Origin of the sequence: Herbaspirillum sp. DW155 (assembly GCF_037076565.1) — a bacterium.
Classification (GTDB): Bacteria; Pseudomonadota; Gammaproteobacteria; order Burkholderiales; family Burkholderiaceae_D; genus Herbaspirillum.
In genome coordinates this window covers 1,898,901-1,923,438 of the sequence record NZ_AP029028.1, presented here as the reverse complement: position 1 = coordinate 1,923,438, position 24,538 = coordinate 1,898,901, and the positions used below count along the sequence as shown (strand labels likewise).

The following is a 24,538-nucleotide window of genomic DNA, read 5'->3' as shown; positions in this document are numbered from 1 at the left end:
TCGTATTGCAACGAAATTTGCTTCATGGGAATGAAAAAGTTGTTGACAGCGCGCCCAGACTGTCTATAATCACGGTCTTCGCTTTACAGCGCAGCCCACGTGGCGGAATTGGTAGACGCGCATGGTTCAGGTCCATGTGCCGCGAGGTGTGGGGGTTCGAGTCCCTCCGTGGGCACCAAAATAGAAAAGGTCGATTGACGAAAGTCAGTCGGCCTTTTGTATTTTGGGGTCCACGAGCAAGGCGCCTACGCCCTCCTCCTTCAAATTCACGCACTCCGCGTCAAAGCCGTGTCACGGCAGCCTCACCCGGATTGGCGCAGGCGAAATCTTTTATCATGCGCCAAGCCTGCTACCCGGCGGCTCTTCAATCTTTCATCACGACGCATGCCCCACTTCGACAAGTCCCTGGTCTGGTTCCGCCGCGACCTGCGCCACACCGATCACGCCGCCCTCTACTACGCGCTCTCGCAGAGCCGCGCGGTCTGGTGCGTGTTCGTCTTCGATACCGATATCCTCGATGCACTCAAGGCCGAGGGCGTACGGCAGGATCGCCGCGTCGATTTCCTGCTGGCCAGCGTGGCCGAGCTGGACCAGGCCTTGCGCAAGGCCGGCGGCGGATTGATCGTGCTGCACGGATCGGCCGTGACATGCATTGCGGCACTGGCCGCCGAGCTGGAGGTGCAAGCGGTCTTCGTCAACACCGACTATGAACCCGCCGCAACGGAACGCGATGCAGCCGTGGCCCGGGCCCTGCAGAAGACCGGCGCGCAACTGCTGAGCCACAAGGACCAGGTGATCTTTGAAAAGGATGAAGTGCTGACCCAATCGTCCAAGCCCTTCTCGGTCTTCACGCCCTACAAGAATGCCTGGATGGCCAAGCTGGCAGCAGCGGGCGGCGACTTCTACCTCAAGCCCTATCCCGTCGAAAAATATTTCCAGGCGCTGGCCAGGCCGCCCGGTGCGATGCCGCAAGCCCTCCCCACGCATGCGGCACTGGGCTTCCAGCCCAGCAATCTGGACGAACTGAAGATTCCTGTGGGCATGTCGGGCGCGCATGCCCTGCTGGAGGACTTCCTGGGCCGGATCGGCGCCTACGGAACGGCGCGCGATTTTCCGGCAGTGAAGGGTCCGTCCTATCTGTCGATCCACCTGCGCTTCGGCACCGTCTCCATCCGCACGCTCGCGCGCGCGGCCATGCAGGCCATGCGTGCGGGGCAAGGTGGCGCCGGGGCTTCCATATGGCTGTCAGAACTGACCTGGCGCGATTTCTATTTCATGATCCTGCACCATCATCCGCGCGTGACCGCCAAGGCCTTCAAGCCCGAATACGACGCCATCCAGTGGGAGCAAGGCCAGCACGCCGAGGAGCTCTTCGCCGCCTGGTGCGAGGGACGCACCGGCTATCCGCTGGTGGACGCCGCCATGGCCCAGATCAACCAGACCGGCTACATGCACAACCGCCTGCGCATGGTGGTGGCCAGCTTCCTGACCAAGGACCTGGGCATCGACTGGCGCCGGGGCGAAAAATATTTTGCGATCCATCTCAACGACTTCGACCTGGCTGCCAACAACGGCGGCTGGCAGTGGGCCTCGTCATCAGGCTGCGATGCCCAGCCCTACTTCCGCATCTTCAATCCGGTCACGCAGTCGGAGAAATTCGACCCCGAGGGCAAGTTCATCCGCCGCTATCTGCCGCAACTGGCCAAACTGTCCGACAAGCGCATCCATGCCCCATGGACCGCAACACCCGATGAACGCCTCTCAGCCGGGGTAACGCTGGGGCAGAACTATCCGCGTCCCATCGTCGATCATGCGCAGGCGCGCGAACGCACGCTGGCGCGCTATGCGGTGGTCAAGAAAACGGAAAAAGCAGAGTAAGGCGGACACAAAAAACGGACTGCATGCAGCCCGTTTTTTATTCATTCCGACATGACCGGCTCCACCTTCTTGTCCTGATCAAAGCGGATCGGCGGCACCCGCCGCACCATCCACAGTCCCACCAGCGCAGCCACGATGGCAATGGCGATACCCATGTGGATGGCGCCGACCAGCGCCTCGCGCGCGGCCTCCAGCAAGGCCGAGCCATCATGTCCGGCGCGCATCAGCTGGGCCAGCAGCACAGACTGGATGTCATGATTGACCAGCACTTCCGGGTCGCTGAAGTCCTTGAGCCACTGCGCCGCGTGATCCCCTTCCAGGGCCTTCTGCACGCCCGCTCCATACATCTGGCTGACCAGCGTACCGGTGATGGCCGTGCCCAGCATGCCGCCGATCATGCGCAGCGATTGCAGCAAGGCGGTGGCAATACCCAGATGCTCGCGCGCGGCCGCCTGCTGGGCAAACACGGTGAGATTGGGCAACACCAGACCAAGCCCGAACCCACCGGCCAGCATCACCGCCAACAGGAAACCATTGCCGGTGGTGCGGTCGCTCAGCACCACACCCAGGCAAGAAGCGGCGATCAGCGCAAAGCCCAGGTTCATCATCAGGTTGGGATTGGGAATGCGCGTGATGATGCGGCCATTGACGATACTGGCCACGGTGATACAGGCCACCAGCGGCGTGATGAGCAAGCCCGCCTCGCGCGGACTCAAGCCGAAGCCGCCCTGGAACAGCAGCGGCGCATACATCAGCAGCGAGAACATGGAGAATCCCGCCAGCACCGACAGCAGGAACAGGCTGGCCAGCGCGCGATCGCGCAGCATCTCGAAGGGCAGGATGGGTTGCGCCGCACGCTGCTCCCACTTCCACAGCGCATAGAAGGCTGCTGCCGATACCGCCAGCAAGACCAGCATGCCGCTGGTGATGCCACGCTTGGGCAAGAGCTCCACCAGCAATTGCAGGCTGCCCAGCGAGAGCGAGATCAGCAATGCTCCCGGCCAGTCCAGCCGCATCTTGCCAGCATGCTGCATGTGGCGGATGTGCGGCACGAAGCGCCAGACGAAGAACAGCGACAGCACGCCGATAGGGAGGTTGCAGTAAAACACCCAGCGCCAGCCCAACCCTTGCGTGAGGAAGCCGCCCAGCGAAGGACCGACTGCCGTGGCAATGCCGAAAGAGGCCGACAGGATGATCTGCCAGCGCAACCGTACGCGCGGATCAGGGAAGAGGTCGGCAATGGACGCGAAACAGGTGCCCACCAGCATGCCGCCGCCGATGCCCTGCAGGCCGCGCGCCAGCACCAGGAAGAGCATGCTGTTGGCCATCCCGCACAAGGCGGAGGCGCCGACGAAGACGATGATGGACGCGATCACGAAGGGCTTGCGGCCGAAGTAATCACCCAGCCGTCCGAAGATGGGCACGGTGATCACCGAGCTCAACAGGTAGGCCGTCGCCACCCAGGCGTAGAGTTCGAAGCCCTTCAACTCAGCCACGATGGTCGGCAGCGCAGTACCGACGATGGTCTGGTCCAGCGCCACCAGCATGATGACGAAGCAGATGCCCAGGGTGGCCAGCAGGGATTCGCGGAACGGCAGGACTTGGCCGCTGGAGTGGGCGGCGTCGGTATGTAGGGCCATGTTGCGGAGAATGGATATCCGAAGTTGCGCGCTTGCGCCAATCCGCCATTTTAGCGTTGCATGGCGCAGCCCGCAGAGTGCATCACAGCAGCAGTTCGTAGCGCTGCTCGTTGAGTTTCACCCCCCAATGCGAGCCGATGCGCTCTTCTGCGAGGACGAAACCGTGGCGCTGGCAAAGGCTGTGCGCAGCGTGCAGGCCTTCGAAGGTCCACAGGTAGATCGACGGATAATCGCATTCGGCGCAGAAGCGTATCGCTTCGGTCAGCAGGGCATCACCCACCCCGCGGCCGCGCAATTTTTCGGAGGCGATGAACCAGCGCAGCCACGCGCCCCGCTCTTGCGCATGCTGGCCGTCGATGGTCAGCGAACCTTCGACGCGGCCGTGCACGGTGGCCGTCCAGAAACCGTCGCGGCGGTCGTCGTAGCGGCTCATGAAGGCCGCCAGCTCGGTGGCGATACGGGCTTCGAAGTACACCCCGAAGCTCCAGTTCTCGGTGTAATAGGCGGCGTGCAGTTCGGCTACACGTCCGATGGCGCCTGGCAGATAGCCGCGCCGGATGTGGATGTCGTCCATGGCTTGCCTCCCCCGTTGGGCGGCGCTGGCCGTGGTGCCGCCAGGCGCGCCGCAGGCGCCCGGGCGGCATACTCCAGGCTCAGTCGCCAGCGATGGTCATGTGGTCCAGCAGGATGGAACCCGTTTCCTTGGAGCCGCGAATGAGCGTGTCGTTACCCACGGCCACGATCTGGCGCAGCATGTCCTTCATGTTGCCGGCGATGGTGATTTCTTCCACCGGATACTGGATCACGCCATTCTCCACCCAGTAACCCGATGCACCACGCGAATAGTCGCCCGTCACGTAGTTCACGCCCTGCCCCATCAGCTCGGTCACCAGCAGACCGGTACCCATCTTCTTCAACATGCCCTTGAAGGTATCGGCCTTGGTGGTCAGGTCCGAACGCAGCGTGAGGTTGTGCGAGCCGCCGGAGTTGCCGGTGGTCTGCATGCCCAGCTTGCGCGCCGAATAGGTCGAGAGGAAGTAGCCCTGCACCACGCCATCCTTGACCACTTCGCGGCGCACGGTGCGCACGCCTTCTTCGTCAAAGGGGGCGGAACCGACCCCGCCGATGACGTGCGGATCTTCCAGGATCTGGATGTGCTCGGGAAAGACCTGCTGGCCCAGCGAATCGAGCAGGAAGGTCGACTTGCGATACAGCGCACCGCCCGACACCGCCTGCACGAAGGCCCCCAGGAGACCTGCCGCCAGCGGCGCTTCGAACAGCACCGGGCACTTGCGGGTAGTGAGCTTGCGCGCGTTCAGGCGGGCCAGTGCGCGCTCGGCGGCGTAGCGGCCGATGGCTTCGGGCTGGGCGAGTTTCTTCGGATCGCGTTTGGAGGAATACCAGTCATCGCGCTGCATGCCCGCGCCCTTGCCGGCGATGGGCGCCACCGAGATGGTGTGGCGTGAGAACGGATAGCCGCCCATGAAACCACGGCTGTTGGCTGCGATGAAATGCGAGTGCTGCACGTAGACGCCGGCGCCTTCGCTGTTAGTGATGCGCGGATCGGTGTCGAGCGCCGCGGTCTCGCAGCGTTGGGCCAGCGCCACAGCTTCTTCAGCGGAAATGTTCCATGGCGAAAACAGTTTCAGGTCGCGCGGGGCCATTTCCAGCATCTCGGCGTCGGGCAGGCCGGCGCAGTCGTCGATGGCGGTAAAGCGGGCGATGTTGTAGGCGGCCTCGACCGTTTCCTTCAAGGCCTGCTGCGAAAAGTCCGAGGTGCTGGCGTTGCCGCGCCGCACCTGGCGGCCTTCTCCGAGGAACACCGTCACGCCGATGCCCTTGTCCTTGTTCTGCTCGATGGTCTCGATCTTGCCCTTGCGCACCGCTACCGAGAGGCCACTGCCTTCGCTGATGTCGACGGCGGCGTCCGAGGCGCCCTTGTCCCGGGCATAACGCAGGACATCCTGCGCCAACTGCTTCAACTGGTCCTGACTGTGCGTGAATGGGGTATCGCTCATGAGCCTGTTTTCTCTGAAATCCGGGTAAAACGGTTATCATAGCAGCCGTTAAGCTTTATTTCTCGACCTCACGATATGCCCAATGCCAATCGCGGCGCTGTCGGATTCCAATCCAGCGAATTCGAACAGGAATACGACCGCCCCTCCAAGTCCCAGCTCAAGCGCGAGATGGATGCCCTGCAAAAGCTGGGCGAATCGCTGGTCAACGAACCGCGCGACCGCGTAAAACGCGTCCCCATGCCCGAAGACGTGCGCGACGCCATCCTCGAATGCCAGCAGATCAAGGATCACGAAGGCCGCCGCCGCCAGATGCAATACGTGGGCAAGAAGATGCGCACGCTCGAACCCGACGAGATCGCCATCATCCAGAAGACCATCGACAGCTGGCACGGTGCATCCAAGGCCGAAACCGCCGCCATGCACGCGCTGGAACGCCGCCGTGAAAAGCTGCTGGCCGACGACCAGGCACTGACCGAACTGCTGAACCGCCATCCTGAAGTGGACGTGCAGCACATGCGTACCCTGATCCGCAATGCCCGCAAGGAGCAGGCGGAAAACAAGCCGCCCAAGGCCTACCGCGAAATCTTCCAGATCCTCAAGCAGTTGCAGACCCAGGCCGCGCTGGCCAAGGGCGAAGCGGCCGGGGACCAGGACGATGAGCAGGACGACGATGAGCGTTGAAGCCGTGGCACCCGTCGCGCGTGAGGTACTGCGCGTGGGCCTGGTCTCCGTTTCCGACCGCGCCTCCGGTGGCGTCTATCAGGACCAGGGCATCCCGGCCCTGCAGGAATGGCTGGGCAGCGCGCTGTCCAGCCCGTTCGAAGTCGAAACCCGTCTGATCCCCGATGAACGTGAGCGGATCGAACAGACCCTGGTGGAACTGGTCGACGCGGCACGATGCGACCTGGTGCTGACCACGGGCGGTACCGGCCCTTCGCGGCGCGACGTCACGCCCGAAGCCACGCTGGCCATCGGCACCAAGGAAATGCCGGGCTTTGGGGAGCAGATGCGCCAGATCAGCCTGCAGTTCGTGCCCACCGCGATCCTCTCGCGCCAGGTGGCCGTGATCCGCGAGACCGAGGGCCATGCCGCTCTGGTGCTGAACCTGCCCGGCCAGCCCAAGTCCATCCGCGAGACGCTGGAAGGCTTGAAGGACCAGGACGGCAAGGTCAAGGTGCCGGGCATCTTCGCCGCCATCCCCTATTGCATCGACCTCATCGGCGGTCCGTATATCGAGACCGTGGAAGCTGTGTGCAAGGCCTTCCGCCCCAAGTCGGCAATCAGGCCTGCCAGCAAGTAAAAAAAGTAAGTAAGGCAGGCAGCGGCCCGCACAACACTGCGGGCCACCCTTCCCTCAGTTCGGACACTTCCCTTCCTCCGGCCCGCCGCACAGCGTGGCCGCATTGATCAGATCCAGATACTGTTGCAGCCCGGCCGGCGAGATGCGGAAAGGATATTGCTTGTTGGCCGCGTCAGTGGGCGGACGCCAGCTGAACTGCACCACGAACAGTTGCTGTTTCCCCTGATACACCGCCAGTACAGTTCCCTCGCCATAAGGCGCAACTGGACCGGTACGGTCACAGAAGCCACCGCTGACAGACAGCGGGATATTGTTGGTACTGCCATTCTTCTGCGCCATGGCCACGAAGCGGCCCGGACAATTGCGCTGCGCTCCCTGCATCACCTCGCTCAAGGCCACCTGCGCCACGGTCAGATTGCGCGCCTGGATATTGGCCAGCAATCCGGCCTCGGGAAAACTGCGGCGCTGCACGCCCATGTAACCTTCGCGCCAGGAGTCGTGGGCTTCGTTGGCCGGCAGGAAATCCACCATGTAGTCCCCGTCCGGATCGCCATCCATGTAGGCCAGGCGCCAGCCCGGCGGCGGCGAGATCATCAGGTTTTCACCCTTGGGCTGGAACAGCCGGCCCTCAGCTTCGGCATGGCCGGACAGCGGCGCCAGCGCCAGGCTGGCCGCCAGCAAGGGGAGCAACAACGCAGCCAGCGGGCGGCGCGATGGGATGGACTTCATGGGATTTCCTTGTTCGGCGCCGCCATGAGGGCGGCGTTCATCGTATGATGTCAGCCCATTGCAGCAGATGCTGCGTATGACAACGGGCAAGGGCGTATTGTGCTCCCGCGCAAGAGCAGACACAAATGCCCTGCCCCTTCCATCCACAGACCGCAACAGGAACCGCCCTCTCATGTCCGCTCCCCTCGAGACGATCCAGATCGATACCGCCCCCAATCCCACTGCCTCCGTCATCTGGCTGCACGGCCTGGGTGCCGATGGTTCGGACTTCGTGCCCATCGTGCGCGAGCTGGACCTCTCCGGCTGCCCGCCGATCCGCTTCATCTTCCCCACCGCACCGACCATGCCGGTGACCATCAACGGCGGCTACGTGATGCGCGCCTGGTACGACATCTTCGCCCCCGACCTGGTGCGCCGCGAAGACGAATCCGGCCTGCGCGCCTCGCAGGCCGCCATCGAAGCGCTGATCGCGCAAGAGCGCGCACGCGGCATCCCCTCCGAGCGCATCGTGCTGGCCGGTTTCTCGCAGGGCTGCGCGATGACATTGCAGACCGGCCTGCGCCATCCGGAGCGGCTGGCCGGCCTGATGTGCCTGTCGGGCTACCTGCCGCTGGCCGCCACCATCGCCGCCGAGCGCCATGCGGCCAACCATGACACGCCCATCTTCATGGCGCACGGCACCATGGATCCGGTGGTGGTGCTGGAGCGCGCAGTGAAGTCGCGCGAACTGCTCACGCAACTGGGCCACAAGGTCGAGTGGCATGACTATCCGATGCAGCATTCGGTGTGCGGCGAGGAAGTCGACGATATCGGTGCGTGGCTGACGCGCGTGCTGAAGTAAAGGATTGAATGGCAAGAGGAATGCAAAGAATCGTTTGCGCCCCACTACCCGTTCGTCCTGAGTAGCCGCGCCAGCCGCGTATCGAAGGCGCTGCGGGCTGTCCGCCTTCGATACGGCCCTTGCGGGCCTACTCAGGATGAACGGTCTCCAGATAGGCAAAAGGTGAAGGCACAAGGCCCTGGACGCATGCGTCGTCCAGGGCCTTGTGCGTTTGGATAACCGCCTCCTGCGCGACTTCACGCGCAGGTCAAACGGCAGCGATTACTTCAGGCGGAACTTCAGTTCCTCGCCAGCCTGGCGCATCGCGGTCTGCACGGCCGGCACCTTGGCCAGCACATTCAACAGGCCGAAGTCGTGGATCATGCCGTTGTAGCGCACGCTGGTCACGGCCACGCCTGCGGCTTGCAGCTTGCGGCCATATTCCTCGCCTTCATCACGCAACACGTCCTTCTCGGCCGTCTGGATCAGCGTCGGCGGCAGGCCGGCCAGTTGCGCCGGAGTCGCATTCAAGGGCGAGGCGGTGATTTCCTTGCGCTTGGCGGCATCGGTGGTGTAGCTGTCCCAGAACCACTTCATCATGTTCTTGGTGAGGAAGTAGCCATTGGCGAACTGGTTGTAGGAAGCGGTCTCGAAGTTGGCATCGGTCACCGGCCACAGCAGCACTTCCGAACGCAGGGCGGGGCCGCCCTTTTCCTTGGCCATCAGCGCCACGACTGCGGCCATGTTGCCGCCGACGCTGTTGCCGGCCACGGCCAGGCGCTTGCCGTCGACCTTGATCTCCTTGCCGTGCTCGGCCACCCACTTGGTGGCGGCATAGGCCTGGTTGATCGCCACGCCATAGCCGGCTTCCGGTGACGGCGTGTAGTTCACGAACACAGCCACCGCACCCGAGTTGGCCACCAGGTCACGCACCAGACGCTCGTGGGTCGGGAAATCGCCCAGCACCCAGCCGCCGCCGTGGAAGAACATGAAGGCCGGCAAGGTCTTGGTCACGCCCGCCGGACGCACGATGGTCAGCTTGATCTGCTGGCCGTCGACGGTGATGGTCTTTTCCGATACGTCGGCCTTGGGCAGGTCCAGCTTCACGCTGGCTTGCGCACCGACCAGCACGGCGCGCGCATCCTGCGGCGAGAGCTGTTCCAGGGGCTTGCCGCCACCGGCTTCCAGCGCCTGCAGGAAAGATTGGGTGGTCGGTTCCACGCCGGCATCACCGGCGGCATAGGCGTTACCAAAAACCAGGCCGATGGCGGCGACGGCGGCGAGTTGCTTGAACGAGGTCATGATCTTCTTCCTTTTCTCTGATGATCGGATCGGTGAGATTCACCGGGTAGGTGCTGCGAGGGAACTGCTTTCTTGTTGCCTGATACTGCGGTACTGCTCTGGCATACGACGCCAGAAAAATGCGCCTTGCGGCAATAAAACTAAAATCCTATTAAATAGCAAACTACTTATTTAGGCTATTGGCTCTGCGTATAACAGTCCATTCAGGTGATGCCACCTGAGAAGCCGGTCGTAAGCGGGCAGGATTTGTTGCCCCACTCCCGTCGCAATAACATAAAACACTATTTAGTAGCGCGCTATATATTTGACTTTAAAAAAGGGACGCGGCCAGCTCACCCCATCCCTTCAGACCACCCTCTGCTCACTCGCCCGTATTCTTGTGCAGGCGGGCGCGCAAGGACATCAATTCTTCCTTCATCGCTGTCAGCTCGGCGGCGGTCGACTCGGTGGCGCGCAACACTTCGCGCGGCAGATCGGCTGCCTGCCCGCGCAGCTTGTCGCCTTCCGCGGTGAGCGAGATGACTACCTGACGCTCGTCATTGGCCGCACGCTCGCGGGTCACCAGGCCCTGTGCTTCCATGCGCTTGAGCAGCGGGGTCAGCGTGGCCGAGTCCAGCACCAGGCGCTCACCGATCTCGGAGACGGTCAGTTGGTCCCGCTCCCACAACACCATCAGCACCAGATACTGCGAATAGGTGATGCCCAGCTTGCGCAAGAGCTTGCGGTAGAGCTTGCTCATCGACAGCGACGTCGAATACAGCGCAAAACACAACTGGGCATCCAGTAGCGGGGCCACCTTGCGTTTGTCTGTTTTCGAATTCATGCTGCGCAGTTTAGCGAGGCCAAAATTAAATAGCAAGCTATTTAATCAAAATATTTACGGACAGGCGTGGCCGCCTGACCACTACCCCATCTTCCCTGCTCCCCGCACATGCGCGCACATCGGCGCACATGAACGGCCATCATCGCGCACCGTCCACGCGCATGCGTGCACACGCAGATCGCACCGCCCCCGCATCAATGCGGTGACCAAGACTGCGGCAATCATTTTCGGAGAAGCCCGGCCGCCCGGATTCCCAACCACCGGTAGCACCTTCCCGCCTGACGCAATCCTGACGCCATGGCACGCTTCCTGCATGTCTTCTTCGTTGTATACATTGACGTATCCGCCCCTGACTTCACCGTGTCCATCACCTGATCCGGCCCGATGGCTGCGGCAGGCGGGCTCGCCGCCCTGGCCGGTTGCCCGATGCGTGATGACTTCTGAAAGGAATGACGAATGAACCAGCGTGTCTCCCGTTTCCTGCTGTCCACGATGTCCTCGGCCGTGCTGGCCGCCTGTTCCCTGCCCGCGCTGGCGGTCACGCTCAACATCTCCCTGGATGCCGATCCCGGCAAGCTGGACCCGACGCAATCGTCGATGTTGAACGAGCGCATCGTCTACCAGAGCCTCTTCGACAAGCTGCTGGACCTCGATGGCGAAGGCAAGATCGTCCCCATGCTGGCCGAGCGCTGGACCGTGTCCGACGATCAGAAGACCTACACGCTGTACCTGCGCAAGGGGGTCAAATTCCAGGACGGCACGCCCTTCGACGCCAAGGCGGTGGAATTCAACCTGCTGCGCGGCCAGGAGAAGACTTCCCTGCGCCGCAACGAACTGAAATACGTCAGCAGGATCACGGTGGTGGATGACCACACCATCAGGCTGGAGCTGTCCACGCCCTTCGCGCCCTTCCTCTCCATCCTCACGGATCGCGCCGGCATGATGTCCTCGCCGGCTGCCGTCAAGAAATACGGCGAGGATTACATCAACCATCCGGTCGGCACCGGTCCCTTCATCTACGAAGGACGCCTGAAGGGCGCCACGCTCACGCTGAAGAAAAATCCCGACTACTGGCGCGCCGGCCTGCCCAAGGTCGATGAGGTGGTCTACAAGATCATGCCCGACGTCAATGTCGCCTTCAACAACCTGCGCAGCGGCCAGGTCGATATCAGCAACCGCTTCCCCTACAAGGAAATCACCAACGTTCCGGCCAACGCCGGTTACACGGTACTCAACAAACCCTCGCTGGGCTTTCGCGGCATCTACCTCAATACCACCAAGCCCCCCTTCGACAAGAAGGAAGTACGCGAAGCCGTCGACATCCTGATCGACCGCAACGCCATCGCCAAGGTGGTCTACAACAATGCAGTGGCACCCGGCCATTCGCCCTTCTCCAAGGCACAGTTCGCCAATGGTCCCAGCGACGCGCCACCCAAGGTCGATGTGGCCCGCGCCAAGGCCCTGCTCAAGGCGGCCGGCAAGGAAGGCGGCTTCAGCTTCAGGCTGCCCCTGCCGACCACGGCCGATGAATTGCAGGCGGGCCAGATGATCCAGGGCATGCTGCGTCCGGCCGGCATCACCGTCACGCTGGAGAAGACCGAGATCGCCTCCCAGGTGGAGGCTGGCAAAGCCGGCACCTTCGAAGCCCTGTTCCTGGGATGGAGCGGACGCCCCGACCCGGACCAGAACATCTTTGACTTCGTGCATTCCGGCGGCTCGATGAACTATTCGCACATCGCTGCCAGGGAGGTGGACGACCTGCTGCAGCAGGCCCGGGTGGAAGGCGACCAGGCCAAACGCAAGGCACTCTACGACCAGGCCATGACCATCCTGGTCAAGGAAGTGCCCTACCTCTACCTGGTGCATGACAACGTGCTCTTCGGCATCGCCAAGTCGGTCAAGGGATTCCAGTACGTGCCCGATGGCGTGATCCGTACCGCCACCGTCTCCAAGTGAGCCCATGCCCAAGCTACCCAAGCTAGTGAAGCGACTGCTGCTGTCGCTGCCGACCCTGCTGCTGGTGAGCATGGTGGTGTTTTCCCTGCTGGCGGTGCTGCCGGGCGATCCGGTAGCCGCCATCCTCGGCATGGAAGCCACGCCCGAAGCCGCCGCTGCGCTGCGTCTCAAACTGGGGCTGGATGATCCGCTGCTGGTGCAGTACGGACGCTGGCTGTGGGCGGTGCTGCACGGCGACCTGGGCCGCTCCTTCATCGACAACACCCCGGTGGCCGAGGCCCTGTGGCAGCGCCTGCCGGTCACCATCGAGCTGGCCATCGGCAGCTTCCTGGTGGCCGTCATCATTGCGGTCCCGGCCGGCATCCTGTCGGCCGCACGGCCGCGCGGCTGGGCCAATGCCATCGGCACCCTGATCGCACTGTTCGGCATGTCGGTGCCGCACTTCTGGCTGGGCATGCTGTTCATCATCCTGTTCGCGGTCAAGCTGGGCTGGCTGCCGGCCTCGGGCTTCGTGCCGCTGTCGGTGGACTGGCACGCCAACCTGATCGCCATGACCATGCCCATGGTCGTGGCCGGCCTGCGTGAATCGGCCATCCTGATGCGCATGGTGCGCAGCAGTTTGCTGGAAGTCCTCAACGAGGATTACATCCGCACCGCCTTCTCCAAGGGCCTGCGCGACTGGCAGGTGGTGCTGGGCCATGCGCTGCGCAATGCCATGATCCCGGTGGTCACGGCCAGTGGCCTGATGGTCTCGGGCATGCTGGGCGGACTGGTCATCACCGAGAGCATCTTCGGCATTCCCGGCATGGGCAAGATGATCGTCGACGCCATCTTCCAGCGTGACTACGTGACTGTACAGGCAGGTGTACTGGCCGCCACCGTCATGGTGGTCATCGTCAATCTGTGCGTGGATCTGCTCTACAGCGTGATCGACCCGCGCATTGCCCGCTGAACGTTGAATCCCAAGATGACGCCTCCCGACATGAACACCCCCTCCACTGCCCAAGCCCTGCCGGCGCAGCCCCGCTGGCGCACCCTGCGCCGCTTCAGCCGCAACCGTCTGGCGGTGATCGGTGCCGTGATCATCACTGTACTGGTACTGTTGGCGATAACTGCACCGGTACTGGCCCGGTACGATCCGATTTTTGATCAGGACTACGGCAATCTACTGTCTGGTCCCAGTGCCGAGCACTGGCTCGGTACGGATGACCTGGGCCGCGACATCTACACCCGCATGCTGTACGGCTCGCGCATCTCGCTGCAGGCTGCGCTGATCTCGGTCGGGCTGGCCTTTTCGCTGGGCGTGCCCATCGGCATCGTCAGCGGCTACTATCGCGGCGCGGTCGATGCCATCGTCATGCGCGTGGTCGATGCGCTGCAGGCCTTCCCCTCGCTGATCCTGGCACTGGCGCTGGCGGCCGCGCTGGGCGGCGGTTTCTACAATGCCATGGTGGCCGTGGGCATCGGCTTCACCTCGTCCTTCGTACGGCTGGCGCGCGGGCAGGCCATGACCATCCGCAACCTCGACTACGTGATGGCGGCCCGCTCCATCGGTGCGGGACACCTGCGCATCATGTGGCGCTACATCCTGCCCAATGCGCTGGCGCCGCTGGTGATCCAGGCCACCTTTGCGATGGGTACGGCCATCATCGCCGAGGCCGGGTTGTCCTATCTCGGCCTGGGTGCCAAGCCGGAAGACCCGAGCTGGGGCTCCATGCTGCACATCGCCCAGGGCTATCTGAACACCACGCCGATGCTGGCCATGTGGCCGGGTCTGGCGATCTTCCTGGTGGTGCTGGGCTTCAACCTGCTGGGCGATGGCATTCGCGAAGTGTTCGACCCCAAACTGAGCCGCTGAGGAACACCCATGCTCACCATCGAGAATCTCAAGATCGAATTCAAGAGCCACGGCCGCCGCGTTGCGCCGGTCGATGGCGTCTCCTTCTCATTGGGCCAGGATGAAACCGTGGGCCTGCTGGGTGAATCCGGCTGCGGCAAGAGCGTCACCGCGCTGTCCATCCTGCGCCTGTTCCCCATGGCCAGCCAGGCCCGGCTGTCGGGCAGCATCCGCTTTGGCGAACGTGAGCTGCTGCAGGCCGACGACGCCACCCTGCGCGGCATCCGCGGCAAGGAGATCGCCATGATCTTCCAGGAGCCGATGACTTCGCTGAACCCGCTGCACCGCATCGGCGCGCAGTTGAGCGAGATGCTGCGCATCCACACCGCCCTGCCGCGCCAGCAGATCGATGCCAACGTCATTGCCATGCTGGAGCGCGTGGGGCTCGCGCGCGCGGCACAGCTGGTGCACGAATACCCGCACAGCCTCTCCGGCGGCATGCGCCAGCGCGTCATGATTGCCATGGCCTTGCTGTGCCAGCCGCGCCTGCTGGTCTGCGATGAACCGACGACCGCACTGGACGTGACCATCCAGGCGCAGATTCTCGACCTGATGCGCGACCTGAAGCGCGAGCAGCAGACCTCCATCCTCATGATCACCCACGACCTCGGCGTGGTGGCCGAGATGTGCCAGCGCGTGGTGGTGATGTATGCCGGCCAGGTGGTGGAGCAAAGCAGCGTGGAGGATCTCTTCGACCGCCCCGCCCATCCTTACACGCATGCACTGATGCGCGCGCGTCCGGCGCTGGATGCTGTGCCCGGCGCGCCCCTGACCGCCATCCCCGGCAGCGTGCCGCCGCCCGGCACCATCACCCAGGGTTGCCGCTTCGCCGCCCGCTGCGCACGCGCTCAGGACATCTGCCGCCAGGAGATGCCGGCATTGGAAAACCTCGGTGATGGCCACAGCGTGCGCTGCTGGTATCCGCATTGAAGGCAAGGCCATGATTCCACTTCCTCCCCTGCTCGGCGTCCACGGGCTGAAAAAATATTTTGCCGCCGGCGGCAGCACCGTCAAGGCGGTCGATGACGTCTCCTTCAGCATTGCCCAAGGGCAGACCCTGGGCCTGGTCGGCGAATCCGGCTGCGGCAAGTCCACCACCGGACGCAGCGTGTTGCGCCTGACCGAACCCAGCGAAGGCAGCGTGCGCTTCATGGGCCAGGAACTGACCTTGCTGCCCGAGGGCCAGTTGCGTGCCATGCGCCGTCACATGCAGATGGTGTTCCAGGACCCGTATGCTTCGCTGAACCCGCGCATGACCATCGGCGAAGTGCTGGAAGAACCGCTGATCGTGCACAAGCTGCACGACCGCGCCACCCGCAAGCGCAAGGTGGCCGAGGCGCTGGCCATGGTGGGACTCAATCCCGCCTATGCCGCACGCCATCCGCATGAATTCTCCGGCGGCCAGCGCCAGCGCGTGGGCATCGCCCGCGCCATCATCACGCGGCCCAAGCTGGTGGTGGCCGATGAAGCCGTGTCGGCGCTGGACGTGTCGATCCAGGCCCAGATTCTGAACCTGTTGCGCGAGCTGCAGCAGGAGCTGGGGCTGACCTATCTCTTCGTCTCGCACGACCTGGCCGTGATCCGCCACGTCAGCGACCAGATTGGCGTGATGTACCTCGGGCGCATGGTGGAATTAGGCACATGTGAAGAGCTGTACACGAACCCGCGTCATCCCTACACGCAGGCGCTGCTCTCTGCGATCCCACCTGAACATCCGCGCCAAAAACGGGAACGCATCGTGCTGCAGGGAAGCATTCCCAATCCGGCCGCGCCGCCCACGGGCTGTCACTTCCATCCGCGCTGCCCGTCCTGCATGGAGATCTGCAAGACCGAGGCGCCGCCTGCCATCAAGATCGGTCCTACCCATACGGTGGCGTGCCACCTGAGCCGCCCGGAGCCGGCGCTACGGCCGACCCGATAAAATACGCCCCTGAACCAAGAACGAGAGACCGCCATGCCCGCCTTCCCCGACTTCAGCAGCAACCACTATCCCTACTTCTCGCGCCGCAGCGCCGTCTATGCCCGGCGCGGCATGGTAGCGACCTCGCAGCCACTGGCCGCACAGGCCGGGCTGGAAGTCCTGCAACGCGGCGGCAATGCCATCGATGCGGCCATTGCAGCAGCGGCCGCATTGACGGTGGTGGAACCGACCGCCAACGGCATCGGCGGCGATGCGTTCGCGCTGGTCTGGCATGGCGGCAAGCTGCACGGCCTGAACGCCAGCGGCCCCGCCCCGCAGTCGATGTCGGCCGACAAGCTCACCCGCGCAGGCTTGAAGGAGATGCCCAAATACGGCGCCCTGCCCGTCACCGTACCCGGCACGCCCAGCGCCTGGGCCGCCATGGCCAGGCGCTTCGGCAAGCTGGCGCTGACCGACTCGATGGCCGGTGCCATCACCCTGGCGCGCGAGGGTTTCCCGGTCTCGCCGATGGTGGCACATGCATGGCAGGTGGCGCAGCAGAACTTCAGGCGCGAGTTCAAGGAGCCGCATTTCCAGCCCTGGTTCGACACCTTCTGCATCGATGGCCAGGCACCGCAAGCCGGCCAGCTGTGGCGCTCGGCGGGCCATGCCGCCACTCTGCAGGCCATTGCCGAAGACGGCGCCGAGAGCTTCTATCGCGGCGCCCTGGCCGACAAGATCGCCGCCTTCCTGCAACAAGCCGGTGGCTACATGCAAGCCTCCGACCTTGCCGCCTTCCAGCCGGAATGGGTGGACCCCATCGGCGTGAACTATCGCGGCTATGACGTCTGGGAAATCCCGCCCAATGGCCACGGCATGGTGGCCCTGATGGCGCTGAACCTGCTGAAGGCCTACGACTTCAGCGAGCGCGATACGCTGACCACCTACCACCGCCAGATCGAAGCCATCAAGCTCGCCTATGCCGATGGCCTGGCCCACATCGCCGATCCGGCGCACATGAAGGTGACGGTGGAGCAATTGCTGTCGGATGCCTATGCCGATGAACGCCGCAAGCTGATCGGCCCGCGCGCCACGCTGCCGGTAGCGGGCGACCCTTCGCGTGGCGGCACGGTGTACCTGTGCACGGCCGATGCCGAGGGCAACATGGTGTCCTTCATCCAGAGCAACTACATGGGCTTCGGTTCGGGTCTGGTGGTGCCGGGCACCGGCATCGCGCTCCACAATCGCGGCAACAATTTCACGCTGGAAGCCGGACATCCCAATGTGCTGGCACCGGGCAAGCGTCCGTATCACACCATCATCCCCGGCTTCATGACGCGCAACGGCCAGGCCGTCGGCCCCTTCGGCGTGATGGGCGGCTTCATGCAACCGCAGGGCCATGTGCAGATGGTGATGAATACCGTCGACTTCGGCCTCAATCCCCAAGCCGCGCTGGATGCGCCGCGCTGGGAATGGGAAAAAGGGAACAAGGTCAGCATCGAACACACCACCGCCGAGCACCTCTTCCGTGGACTGGGCGGACTGGGCCATGAAGTCGCGTGGTCGGGCAACCAGCTGGGCTTCGGTCGTGGCCAGATCATCTGGCGCAATGACGAAGGCGTGCTGTGCGGCGGGACCGAGCCGCGTACCGATGGCTGCGTGGCGGCCTGGTAAGAAAGCCCCTCGTGAAAAGCCTGGCTGCCCCCTCCCCCGCCGCTGACGCGCTCGCACCCGATATCGAGAGCGAGGATGCGCTGGTGCGCAGTGGTTCGCTGCCCGAATATGTCTATGCGCAATTGCGACAGGACATCTTCGACATGCGCCTCTTGCCCGGCGACCAGATCACCGAGACCGAGATCGCGGCGCATTTCAAGGTCTCGCGCACGCCGGTGCGGCAGGCGCTGCAACGCCTGCAGAACGATGGCCTGATGCAGGGCTATGTGCGCGGTGGCTGGGAGGTGGTGCCGATCGACTTCAAGCGTTTTGCCGATCTCTACGAAATGCGCAAGCTCATCGAGACGCACGCCGTGCGCCGCCTGTGCGCGCAGGCCGCAGACCAGTCGGTACTGGCCGGGCTGCGTGCCACCTGGTGCGTGCCGGCCGGTGCACGCGAACCGGATGGTCCCAAGGCAGCGCAGCTCGACGAGATCTTCCACCAGACCCTGGTGCGCGCGGCCGGCAACCAGGAGATGGCCGAGTCATTTGATCGTTTGACTGATCGCATCCGCATCGTGCGGCGGCTGGACTTCCTGTATGGCGATTGCCTGCATTCGACCTACGAGGAACATGCCGCCATCCTCGACAGCATCGCCACAGGCGACGCGGAGGGCGCAATGCGCCTGATGGGCGAGCACATCGACGGCAGCCATGCGGAGGTCAACCAGATCACCTTGCATCGGCTGCACAGTGCGCGGGCTACGACGACCACCAAGCCGCCGGCTTATGTGTCGGTGCGGGTGCGGCGTTCGTTCTGACCGATACTGACTCCCCCCCTGAAATCGCCCCGGTGCTGTGTTAGGCTTGGCCCCTGATTTCACTTTGCCAAGCGGGGAGACACACATGAAAGTAGCCGTGATGGGCGCAGGCGCCGTGGGCTGTTATTTCGCCGGGATGCTGGCGCGGGCGGGACACGAGGTAGTACTGGTGGGCCGTCCGCAGCACGTGGAAGCCTTCAACACCAAAGGCTTGCGACTGGAAACCAAGACCTTCGACGAGACCATCGCCGTCAAGGCCAGCACCGATCCGGCCATTGCAGCCGGGGCCGATCTGGTCCTGTTCTGCGTCAAATCCCCCGATACCGAAACGGCCGGCGCGCAACTGCGCCCGCACCTCGCCCCCGATACGCTGGTGCTGACGCTACAGAACGGCACCGACAATGCCGAACGCCTGCGCACCGTGATCCCGCAGCCGGTGTCCGCCGCCGTGGTCTACGTCGCCACCGAGATGGCCGGTCCCGGACACGTCAGGCACCACGGTCGCGGCGAGCTGGTGATCGAGCCCGCTGCGCGCAGCCAGCAGGCAGCCGATGCGCTCATCGCCGCTGGGGTGCCCACCGAGATTTCCGACAACGTGCGCGGCGCGCTGTGGTTGAAGCTCATCATCAACTGCGCCTACAACGCCCTCTCGGCCATCACGCAGCTGCCCTACGGCAAGCTGGTCGAAGGCGTGGGCGTGCTGGAGGTGATGGGCCATCTGGTGACCGAATGCAAGGCCGTAGCGGCGGCAGAAGGTGTGACCCTGGCCGGTGACGTGGACGTGGCCGTGCGCAAGATCATCGAGACCATGCCCACGCAGTTTTCTTCCACGGCCCAGGACGTGGCACGCGGCAAGCCCAGCGAGATCGATCATCTCAACGGTTACATCGTGCGGCGCGGACAGGCGCATGGCATCGCGACACCCGTCAACCTGACCGTGCATGCGCTGGTCAAGCTGATCGAGAGCAAGGCGCGCTGATCACTGAAACGCGAAGACCGCTCAGCCAAACAGCCGGGCATCGAACCGGAACGGCTTCTTTTCCAGCACCTTGACGCTCGCCATCTGGGGATGCAAGGGATTGAGCAAGAGATTGAAATCGGTCGGGCTGACCACCGACGGCACCTTCATCACCAGTTGCTTGCCCTGTTCGATCCAGTGCTGGCCGAGGGCCGCCGTACTGACCGGATCGCGGGCAATGTCGGCCCAGTCCGGCGGCAGGCCCGGCACGTAGGCCTTGCGCACCTCGGCATCCGGGACTTCCAGCACGATCAGGTAGTAATGCGCCCGAGGCATCAGCCCGGCCATGTGCACCAGCGATTCCAGCAAAGCCGTCGAAGCGCTGCAGCAGGTGTAGAGCACGCGCAATCCGCGCGGATTCCAGCGTCCACCGCTCAAGGCGGCGCCATTGCCGGACAGGTCATCGGCAGCGTAATGCCCCGGCTTCTCCTTGGCCAGGCGATAGACTTTCAAGCGGCGATCCCGAAGGCAATGCGCGAAAGAATGTCGCGCACCCGGTCATAGCCCGGCTGGGTATCGAGCACCTCCAGCGGCGTCAGTCCACCGAGCGCGGCATTGGCGCGGCGCATCCATTCTGCGGCCAGGCCCTCATCCTCGAACACATCGGCCGCCTGCTCGCGGATGTAGAGCACGCGGGCGATGCGGTCCGATTCCGAACCGGACAGCCGTTCCTTGCGGGAAATCTTGCGCAGGATGGTAGAGCTGGGCAGGCCCAGGCCGGCCAGCAGGGTCTGCAAAGGGATCTGCAGCAGCTCGCGCGCCACGCGCTCGGCGATGATGGCATCCATGCCGTCGCGGATGGTACGGCCCTGGCTGATCGGGTCCATACGGGCGAAACGCTCGAAGTCGCGCGGCCTGGCCCCCAGGCCGGCGGAACGCTTGCTCGCGGCGGATTCGACAGCGGCGCGTGTTGCCATGGTCAACCTCTCATTTGGTCAGGTTCGGACTCTCATCTTAGAAGCTTCCCAAATGAGCGTCAACGTCCCGTCAAATGAGATTTGAGGTGATCAGCGCAGCATCGCCGACATCGCCGACAAGCTGTTGAGCACGCGCACCGCATATTCCGCAGTCGGCGCATCGAATTCGACAGTGACGTGATCGCTGCGCTCCAGGATGGGCAGTTGGCTGAAGAGATCGGCCAGCGCCACCGTCTGCGCCTGCAGGCGGCAGCGCAATGGGCCGCGCAGGGGCAGCACCGGCATGGCAGCCGGGTTGGCAACGAGCGCGGCCACGGCCTGGCGGGCGCGCTCTTCCAGCAGCACGCAGGATTGCTGCGGCGTGAGCGAGTCGCCGCTGTTGGCACCATAGGCCTTCTTGGTTTCAGCAAAAATCGCATGCGGGAACAGCGACTGATTCTCTTCGATGAAGGCATCATCGCCGCTGCCAAAGATCACCGGCACGCCATGTTCGGCCGCCAGTGCGCCATACAGCCCGGCCTCGCCCAGTTCCTGCCCACCCAGCCACACGCGGGCGAAGGCAAAACTGTTGGTGGTGTGGGCGAGGATGCCGCGCCCCTGCGCGCGCGAGTGGTAACCCACCAGCATGACCGCATCGATATCGTGATCCACCCCGCCCATCATGCCCAGCACGCGCGGTTTTCCCAGGACCATGCGCGCCTGCGGGTGCAGCAGGTCCGGCAGCAGATTGCGGAAACCGCCATGCGAATCGTTGACCTTGATGGCCGTGGCACCGGCCGCCAGCGCGCCACGGATGACGGCATTGGCTTCCTCGGTCATCCAGCGCCGCGCACGTTCATATTCGCCATTGCCGGCGCGGGTCTGCTCGGGATGGAAGACCCCGGCGACGCCTTCGATGTCGACGGAGACCAGAATGTTGGCACGTGTGTTCATAGAGCGGTTTTTCCAGGTAGATCGGCAGCACAAGCCAGCCGTTCACGCAGGCTGACGCGCACGTTGCCATCGCGCCCGCGCACGGTCTCGGCCGCGAAGAGCGCATGCACGATGGCTTGCTCCACGCTGTCGGCGGCGGCATGGAACAGCGGGTCCAGCAGGTGATCGGCCAGCAGGGACAGGTGCAGGCACTCGGCCTGGGCCTCGATGCGCCGGGCAGTCGAGAATGCCAGTGCGATATCGCCGCTGCCGTGACCATAGGCCGATCCTGTGCGCGCCAGTCCGGCGCCGGCACGGGTGGCCAAGCGTTTCAGCTGCCGCGCATCCAGTGGCGCATCGGTGGCAAGGATGATGATGATGGAGCCCTTCTCGGGCGCCGTATCGGGCGCTTCGCTCGCCGCCAGCCGCGCCCCCAGCGGATCGCCGGCCAGGATCAGTTCGGGTAGCCGGCCGAAGTTGGACAACACCAGCGCACCGACCGTATAAGCCTGGCCCGACGCACCCACTTCGGCAATACGCGAGGCCGTACCGATGCCGCCCTTGAGACCAAAGCTGGACATGCCGCGCCCGGCGCCCACCGCACCCTGTGCCACCTCTGCCGACAAGGCCTGCATCGCCGCGTCGAAATGTGCGGGCTGCACGGCCAGGGCTTGCATGTCATTGAGATAGCCGTCATTGCATTCCAGCACCAGCGGATTGACGGTGGGCAGGCTGCGGCCGCATTCCGGGTTGGCACGCAAGGTATGGAGAATCTGCGCCGTCAGCAGCGTGCCCACGGCAAAGGTGTTGGAGAGCGCAATAGGCGTTTCCAGCAAACCCAGCTCCTCCAGCTGCACCAGTCCGGCACTCTTGCCGAAGCCATTGATGACGGTGGCGGCAGCCGGCAGCTTGTGAGTGAAGAGATTGCCGCCATGCGGTGCAATCACGGTCACGCCGGTCTGCACCGCACCGGCATCGAGGGTGCAGTGGCCGACCGTGACGCCGGCCACATCGCTAATGCTGTTGTGCGGACCGGCCTGCAGCCGGCCGATATGCGGCACCTGCAAGTTCATCATCAACGCTGGTCGATCTTGGGATCGAGCGCGTCACGCAAGCCATCGCCCAGCAGATTGAAGGCCAGCACGGTGAGGAAGATGGCAATGCTGGGTACCAGCGCCACGTGCGGCGAGGTCACCATGTCGGCGCGGGCTTCGTTCAACATCAGGCCCCACTCCGGCGTGGGCGACTGCGCACCCAGGCCGAGGAAGGACAGGCCGGCCGCGGTGATGATGGAGGTACCGATACGCATGGTGAAATACACCACGATGGCCGAGATGGTGCCGGGGAAGATGTGCTTCCACATGATCGTGGTGTCCGAGGCACCGATGCTGCGGGTGGCCTCGATATAGGTCAGGTTCTTCAGTTGCAGCGTATTGCCGCGCACCAGCCGCGCAAAGGCCGGAATGCTGAAGACCGATACCGAGATGATGACGTTGACCATGCCACCGCCCAGGATGGCGACGATGCCGATAGCCAGCAAGATGCCGGGGAAGGCGAACAGCACGTCGCAGATGCGCATGACGATGCGGTCCCACCAGCCCTCGTAGTAACCGGCCAGCAAACCGAAGACGGTACCAATCACGGCACCGATGGCCACCGAGAAGAAACCCGAAGCCAGCGAGATGCGCGCCCCCATCAGGGTGCGGCTGAAGATGTCGCGGCCCAGCGAATCCACGCCGAACCAGTGGACCCAGGTGGGCGGCGAGTTCAGCGCATCGTAGTCGAAGAAATTCTCGGGATCGAAGGGGACGATCCAGGGCGCGATGATGGCGATGACGATCAGCAGCAGGATGAACACGCCCGCATAGACGGCCAGGCGCTGCTTCTTGAACTTGCGCCAGAATTCGCGCCAGGGGGTGCGGATCTTCTGGCCGGAAGCGGCCACCGCAGCCGGATCGGGCGGCGGCAGCGGCGCACCGGTTTCGGACGTGGTTGCCAGAGGCGAATTGGAGAGCGACATGATTCCCCTCACTTGAAACGAATGCTGGGGTTGATCACGGCATAGAGCACGTCCACCACCAGGTTGATGAAAATGAATTCCAGCGAGAACAGCAGGATCTCGGCCTGGATGATGGGGTAGTCGCGCATCTCGACGGCATCGACCAGCAGACGTCCCATGCCCGGCCAGTTGAACACCACCTCGACCAGGATCGAGCCACCCAGCAGGAAGCCGAACTGCAGGCCCATCATCGTCACCACCGGAATGAGCGCATTGCGCAGGCAGTGCTTGATGACCACCACGGTTTCGGTCAGGCCCTTGGCGCGCGCGGTGCGCACGAAGTCTTCCTGCAGGATCTCGATGAAGGAAGAACGGGTAAAGCGCGCCATCACTGCGGCCACGGCCGCGCCCAGCGTGATCGAAGGCAGGATGTAGTGACGCCAGCTGTCGTCACCCACGCTGGGCAGCCAGCCCAGCTTGACCGAGAAGATCTGCACCAGCAGCACGCCCAGTGAGAAAGCCGGGAAGGAAATGCCCGATACCGCCAGCGTCATACCCACGCGGTCGGGCCACTGGTTGCGCCAGACGGCCGAGGAGATGCCGATGACCAGGCCGAAGATCACGGCCCAGATCATCGCCACGATGGTCAGCCACAGGGTCGGCCAGAAGCGCGCGGCGATCTCTTCGGAGACCGGGCGCTTGCTGCGGATGGATTTGCCAAAGTCGCCCTGGGCGGCCTTGACGAAGAAATTCACGAATTGCTCGGGCAGGGGCTTGTCCAGGCCGAGGTCGGCGCGCACCAGCGCGACCGTCTTGTCGTCGGCTTCGGGACCGGCCGCCAGCCGCGCCGGATCACCGGGCAGAAGGTGCACGAACAGGAAAACCAGGACCGCCACCAGCAGCAGCGTGGGGATCAGGCCTAACAGGCGTTTGATGACAAAGGAAAACATGATGC

At 63.9% G+C, this 24,538-nt stretch carries 24 protein-coding genes and 1 tRNA gene; 13 read left to right on the top strand and 12 right to left on the bottom strand.

Going from position 1 to position 24,538, the window contains the following annotated elements:
* Positions 1-93: 93 nt before the first annotated feature.
* Both AACH55_RS08680 and AACH55_RS08675 read left to right on the top strand, forming a co-directional pair.
* A tRNA-Leu gene (locus AACH55_RS08680) sits at positions 94-178 on the top strand.
* Between the two features lie 206 nt (positions 179-384).
* On the top strand, positions 385-1,878 hold the full coding sequence (locus AACH55_RS08675) for a deoxyribodipyrimidine photo-lyase (protein WP_338719032.1): 1,494 nt from the start codon (positions 385-387) through the stop codon (positions 1,876-1,878).
* Between the two features lie 41 nt (positions 1,879-1,919).
* Here the strand turns inward: AACH55_RS08675 and AACH55_RS08670 are convergent, their stop codons facing one another.
* The 3 genes from AACH55_RS08670 to pmbA all read right to left on the bottom strand — a co-directional run bounded on the left by AACH55_RS08670 (position 1,920) and on the right by pmbA (position 5,536).
* A complete protein-coding gene (locus tag AACH55_RS08670; protein ID WP_338719031.1) occupies positions 1,920-3,518 on the bottom strand; it encodes an MDR family MFS transporter in 1,599 nt (532 codons plus the stop codon).
* 82 nt (positions 3,519-3,600) lie between these two features.
* The gene (locus AACH55_RS08665) at positions 3,601-4,092 is read right to left on the bottom strand and encodes a GNAT family N-acetyltransferase (RefSeq protein WP_338719030.1); all 492 of its coding nucleotides are present in this window, start codon (positions 4,090-4,092) and stop codon (positions 3,601-3,603) included.
* Between the two features lie 79 nt (positions 4,093-4,171).
* The gene (gene pmbA, locus AACH55_RS08660) at positions 4,172-5,536 is read right to left on the bottom strand and encodes a metalloprotease PmbA (RefSeq protein ID WP_338719029.1); all 1,365 of its coding nucleotides are present in this window, start codon (positions 5,534-5,536) and stop codon (positions 4,172-4,174) included.
* A gap of 75 nt (positions 5,537-5,611) precedes the next feature.
* On the opposite strand from pmbA, the gene yjgA reads away from it, so the two are divergent.
* Complete coding sequence (yjgA, locus tag AACH55_RS08655) at positions 5,612-6,217, top strand: ribosome biogenesis factor YjgA (protein WP_338719028.1); 606 nt, start codon at positions 5,612-5,614, stop codon at positions 6,215-6,217.
* Entirely contained in the window at positions 6,207-6,836 is a 630-nt protein-coding gene (gene mog, locus AACH55_RS08650) for a molybdopterin adenylyltransferase (RefSeq protein WP_338719027.1), read from the top strand. The genes yjgA and mog overlap by 11 nt, the downstream gene beginning before the upstream one ends.
* 54 nt (positions 6,837-6,890) lie before the next feature.
* Here mog and AACH55_RS08645 read toward each other — a convergent pair whose 3' ends face one another.
* Positions 6,891-7,565 (bottom strand): hypothetical protein, encoded by a 675-nt coding sequence (locus AACH55_RS08645; RefSeq protein ID WP_338719026.1) that lies wholly within the window; start codon positions 7,563-7,565, stop codon positions 6,891-6,893.
* A gap of 172 nt (positions 7,566-7,737) precedes the next feature.
* On the opposite strand from AACH55_RS08645, the gene AACH55_RS08640 reads away from it, so the two are divergent.
* The gene (locus AACH55_RS08640; RefSeq protein WP_338719025.1) at positions 7,738-8,406 is read left to right on the top strand and encodes an alpha/beta hydrolase; all 669 of its coding nucleotides are present in this window, start codon (positions 7,738-7,740) and stop codon (positions 8,404-8,406) included.
* 261 nt (positions 8,407-8,667) lie between these two features.
* Here AACH55_RS08640 and AACH55_RS08635 read toward each other — a convergent pair whose 3' ends face one another.
* Together AACH55_RS08635 and AACH55_RS08630 are read right to left on the bottom strand one after the other, a co-directional pair.
* Positions 8,668-9,687, bottom strand: coding sequence for an alpha/beta hydrolase (locus AACH55_RS08635; protein WP_338719024.1), 1,020 nt, complete (start codon positions 9,685-9,687; stop codon positions 8,668-8,670).
* 361 nt (positions 9,688-10,048) lie between these two features.
* Entirely contained in the window at positions 10,049-10,510 is a 462-nt protein-coding gene (locus AACH55_RS08630) for a MarR family transcriptional regulator (protein WP_338719023.1), read from the bottom strand.
* Positions 10,511-10,966: 456 nt separating this feature from the next.
* Between AACH55_RS08630 and AACH55_RS08625 the strand changes: the two genes are divergently transcribed.
* From AACH55_RS08625 to AACH55_RS08590, 8 genes are all read left to right on the top strand, one after another.
* Positions 10,967-12,466 (top strand): ABC transporter substrate-binding protein, encoded by a 1,500-nt coding sequence (locus AACH55_RS08625; RefSeq protein WP_338719022.1) that lies wholly within the window; start codon positions 10,967-10,969, stop codon positions 12,464-12,466.
* A gap of 4 nt (positions 12,467-12,470) precedes the next feature.
* Entirely contained in the window at positions 12,471-13,418 is a 948-nt protein-coding gene (locus AACH55_RS08620) for an ABC transporter permease (RefSeq protein ID WP_338719021.1), read from the top strand.
* A 15-nt stretch (positions 13,419-13,433) separates the two neighbouring features.
* A complete protein-coding gene (locus tag AACH55_RS08615; RefSeq protein ID WP_338719020.1) occupies positions 13,434-14,324 on the top strand; it encodes an ABC transporter permease in 891 nt (296 codons plus the stop codon).
* 9 nt (positions 14,325-14,333) lie between these two features.
* Positions 14,334-15,293 (top strand): ABC transporter ATP-binding protein, encoded by a 960-nt coding sequence (locus AACH55_RS08610; RefSeq protein WP_338719019.1) that lies wholly within the window; start codon positions 14,334-14,336, stop codon positions 15,291-15,293.
* Positions 15,294-15,303: 10 nt separating this feature from the next.
* On the top strand, positions 15,304-16,284 hold the full coding sequence (locus AACH55_RS08605; RefSeq protein WP_338719018.1) for an oligopeptide/dipeptide ABC transporter ATP-binding protein: 981 nt from the start codon (positions 15,304-15,306) through the stop codon (positions 16,282-16,284).
* A 33-nt stretch (positions 16,285-16,317) separates the two neighbouring features.
* The gene (locus AACH55_RS08600) at positions 16,318-17,937 is read left to right on the top strand and encodes a gamma-glutamyltransferase family protein (protein ID WP_338719017.1); all 1,620 of its coding nucleotides are present in this window, start codon (positions 16,318-16,320) and stop codon (positions 17,935-17,937) included.
* Between the two features lie 11 nt (positions 17,938-17,948).
* The gene (locus tag AACH55_RS08595; protein ID WP_338719016.1) at positions 17,949-18,737 is read left to right on the top strand and encodes a GntR family transcriptional regulator; all 789 of its coding nucleotides are present in this window, start codon (positions 17,949-17,951) and stop codon (positions 18,735-18,737) included.
* Positions 18,738-18,822: 85 nt separating this feature from the next.
* Positions 18,823-19,716, top strand: a complete 894-nt coding sequence (locus tag AACH55_RS08590) for a 2-dehydropantoate 2-reductase (RefSeq protein ID WP_338719015.1) — start codon at positions 18,823-18,825, stop codon at positions 19,714-19,716.
* Between the two features lie 21 nt (positions 19,717-19,737).
* On the opposite strand, the gene AACH55_RS08585 is transcribed toward AACH55_RS08590, so the two are convergent.
* From AACH55_RS08585 to gsiC, 6 genes are all read right to left on the bottom strand, one after another.
* Positions 19,738-20,208 (bottom strand): RES family NAD+ phosphorylase, encoded by a 471-nt coding sequence (locus AACH55_RS08585; protein ID WP_338719014.1) that lies wholly within the window; start codon positions 20,206-20,208, stop codon positions 19,738-19,740.
* On the bottom strand, positions 20,205-20,672 hold the full coding sequence (locus tag AACH55_RS08580; protein WP_338719013.1) for an antitoxin Xre/MbcA/ParS toxin-binding domain-containing protein: 468 nt from the start codon (positions 20,670-20,672) through the stop codon (positions 20,205-20,207). The genes AACH55_RS08585 and AACH55_RS08580 overlap by 4 nt, the downstream gene beginning before the upstream one ends.
* Positions 20,673-20,762: 90 nt before the next feature.
* Complete coding sequence (locus tag AACH55_RS08575) at positions 20,763-21,605, bottom strand: M55 family metallopeptidase (protein ID WP_338719012.1); 843 nt, start codon at positions 21,603-21,605, stop codon at positions 20,763-20,765.
* Positions 21,602-22,660 carry a P1 family peptidase gene (locus AACH55_RS08570; RefSeq protein ID WP_338719011.1) on the bottom strand — a complete coding sequence of 353 codons (1,059 nt, stop codon included), beginning with the start codon at positions 22,658-22,660 and terminating at the stop codon, positions 21,602-21,604. Before AACH55_RS08570 ends, AACH55_RS08575 begins: the two co-directional genes overlap by 4 nt.
* Positions 22,660-23,604, bottom strand: coding sequence for a glutathione ABC transporter permease GsiD (gene gsiD, locus AACH55_RS08565; RefSeq protein ID WP_338719010.1), 945 nt, complete (start codon positions 23,602-23,604; stop codon positions 22,660-22,662). The genes AACH55_RS08570 and gsiD overlap by 1 nt, the downstream gene beginning before the upstream one ends.
* An 8-nt stretch (positions 23,605-23,612) precedes the next feature.
* Complete coding sequence (gsiC, locus tag AACH55_RS08560) at positions 23,613-24,533, bottom strand: glutathione ABC transporter permease GsiC (RefSeq protein ID WP_338719009.1); 921 nt, start codon at positions 24,531-24,533, stop codon at positions 23,613-23,615.
* Between the last annotated feature and the right edge of the window lie 5 nt (positions 24,534-24,538).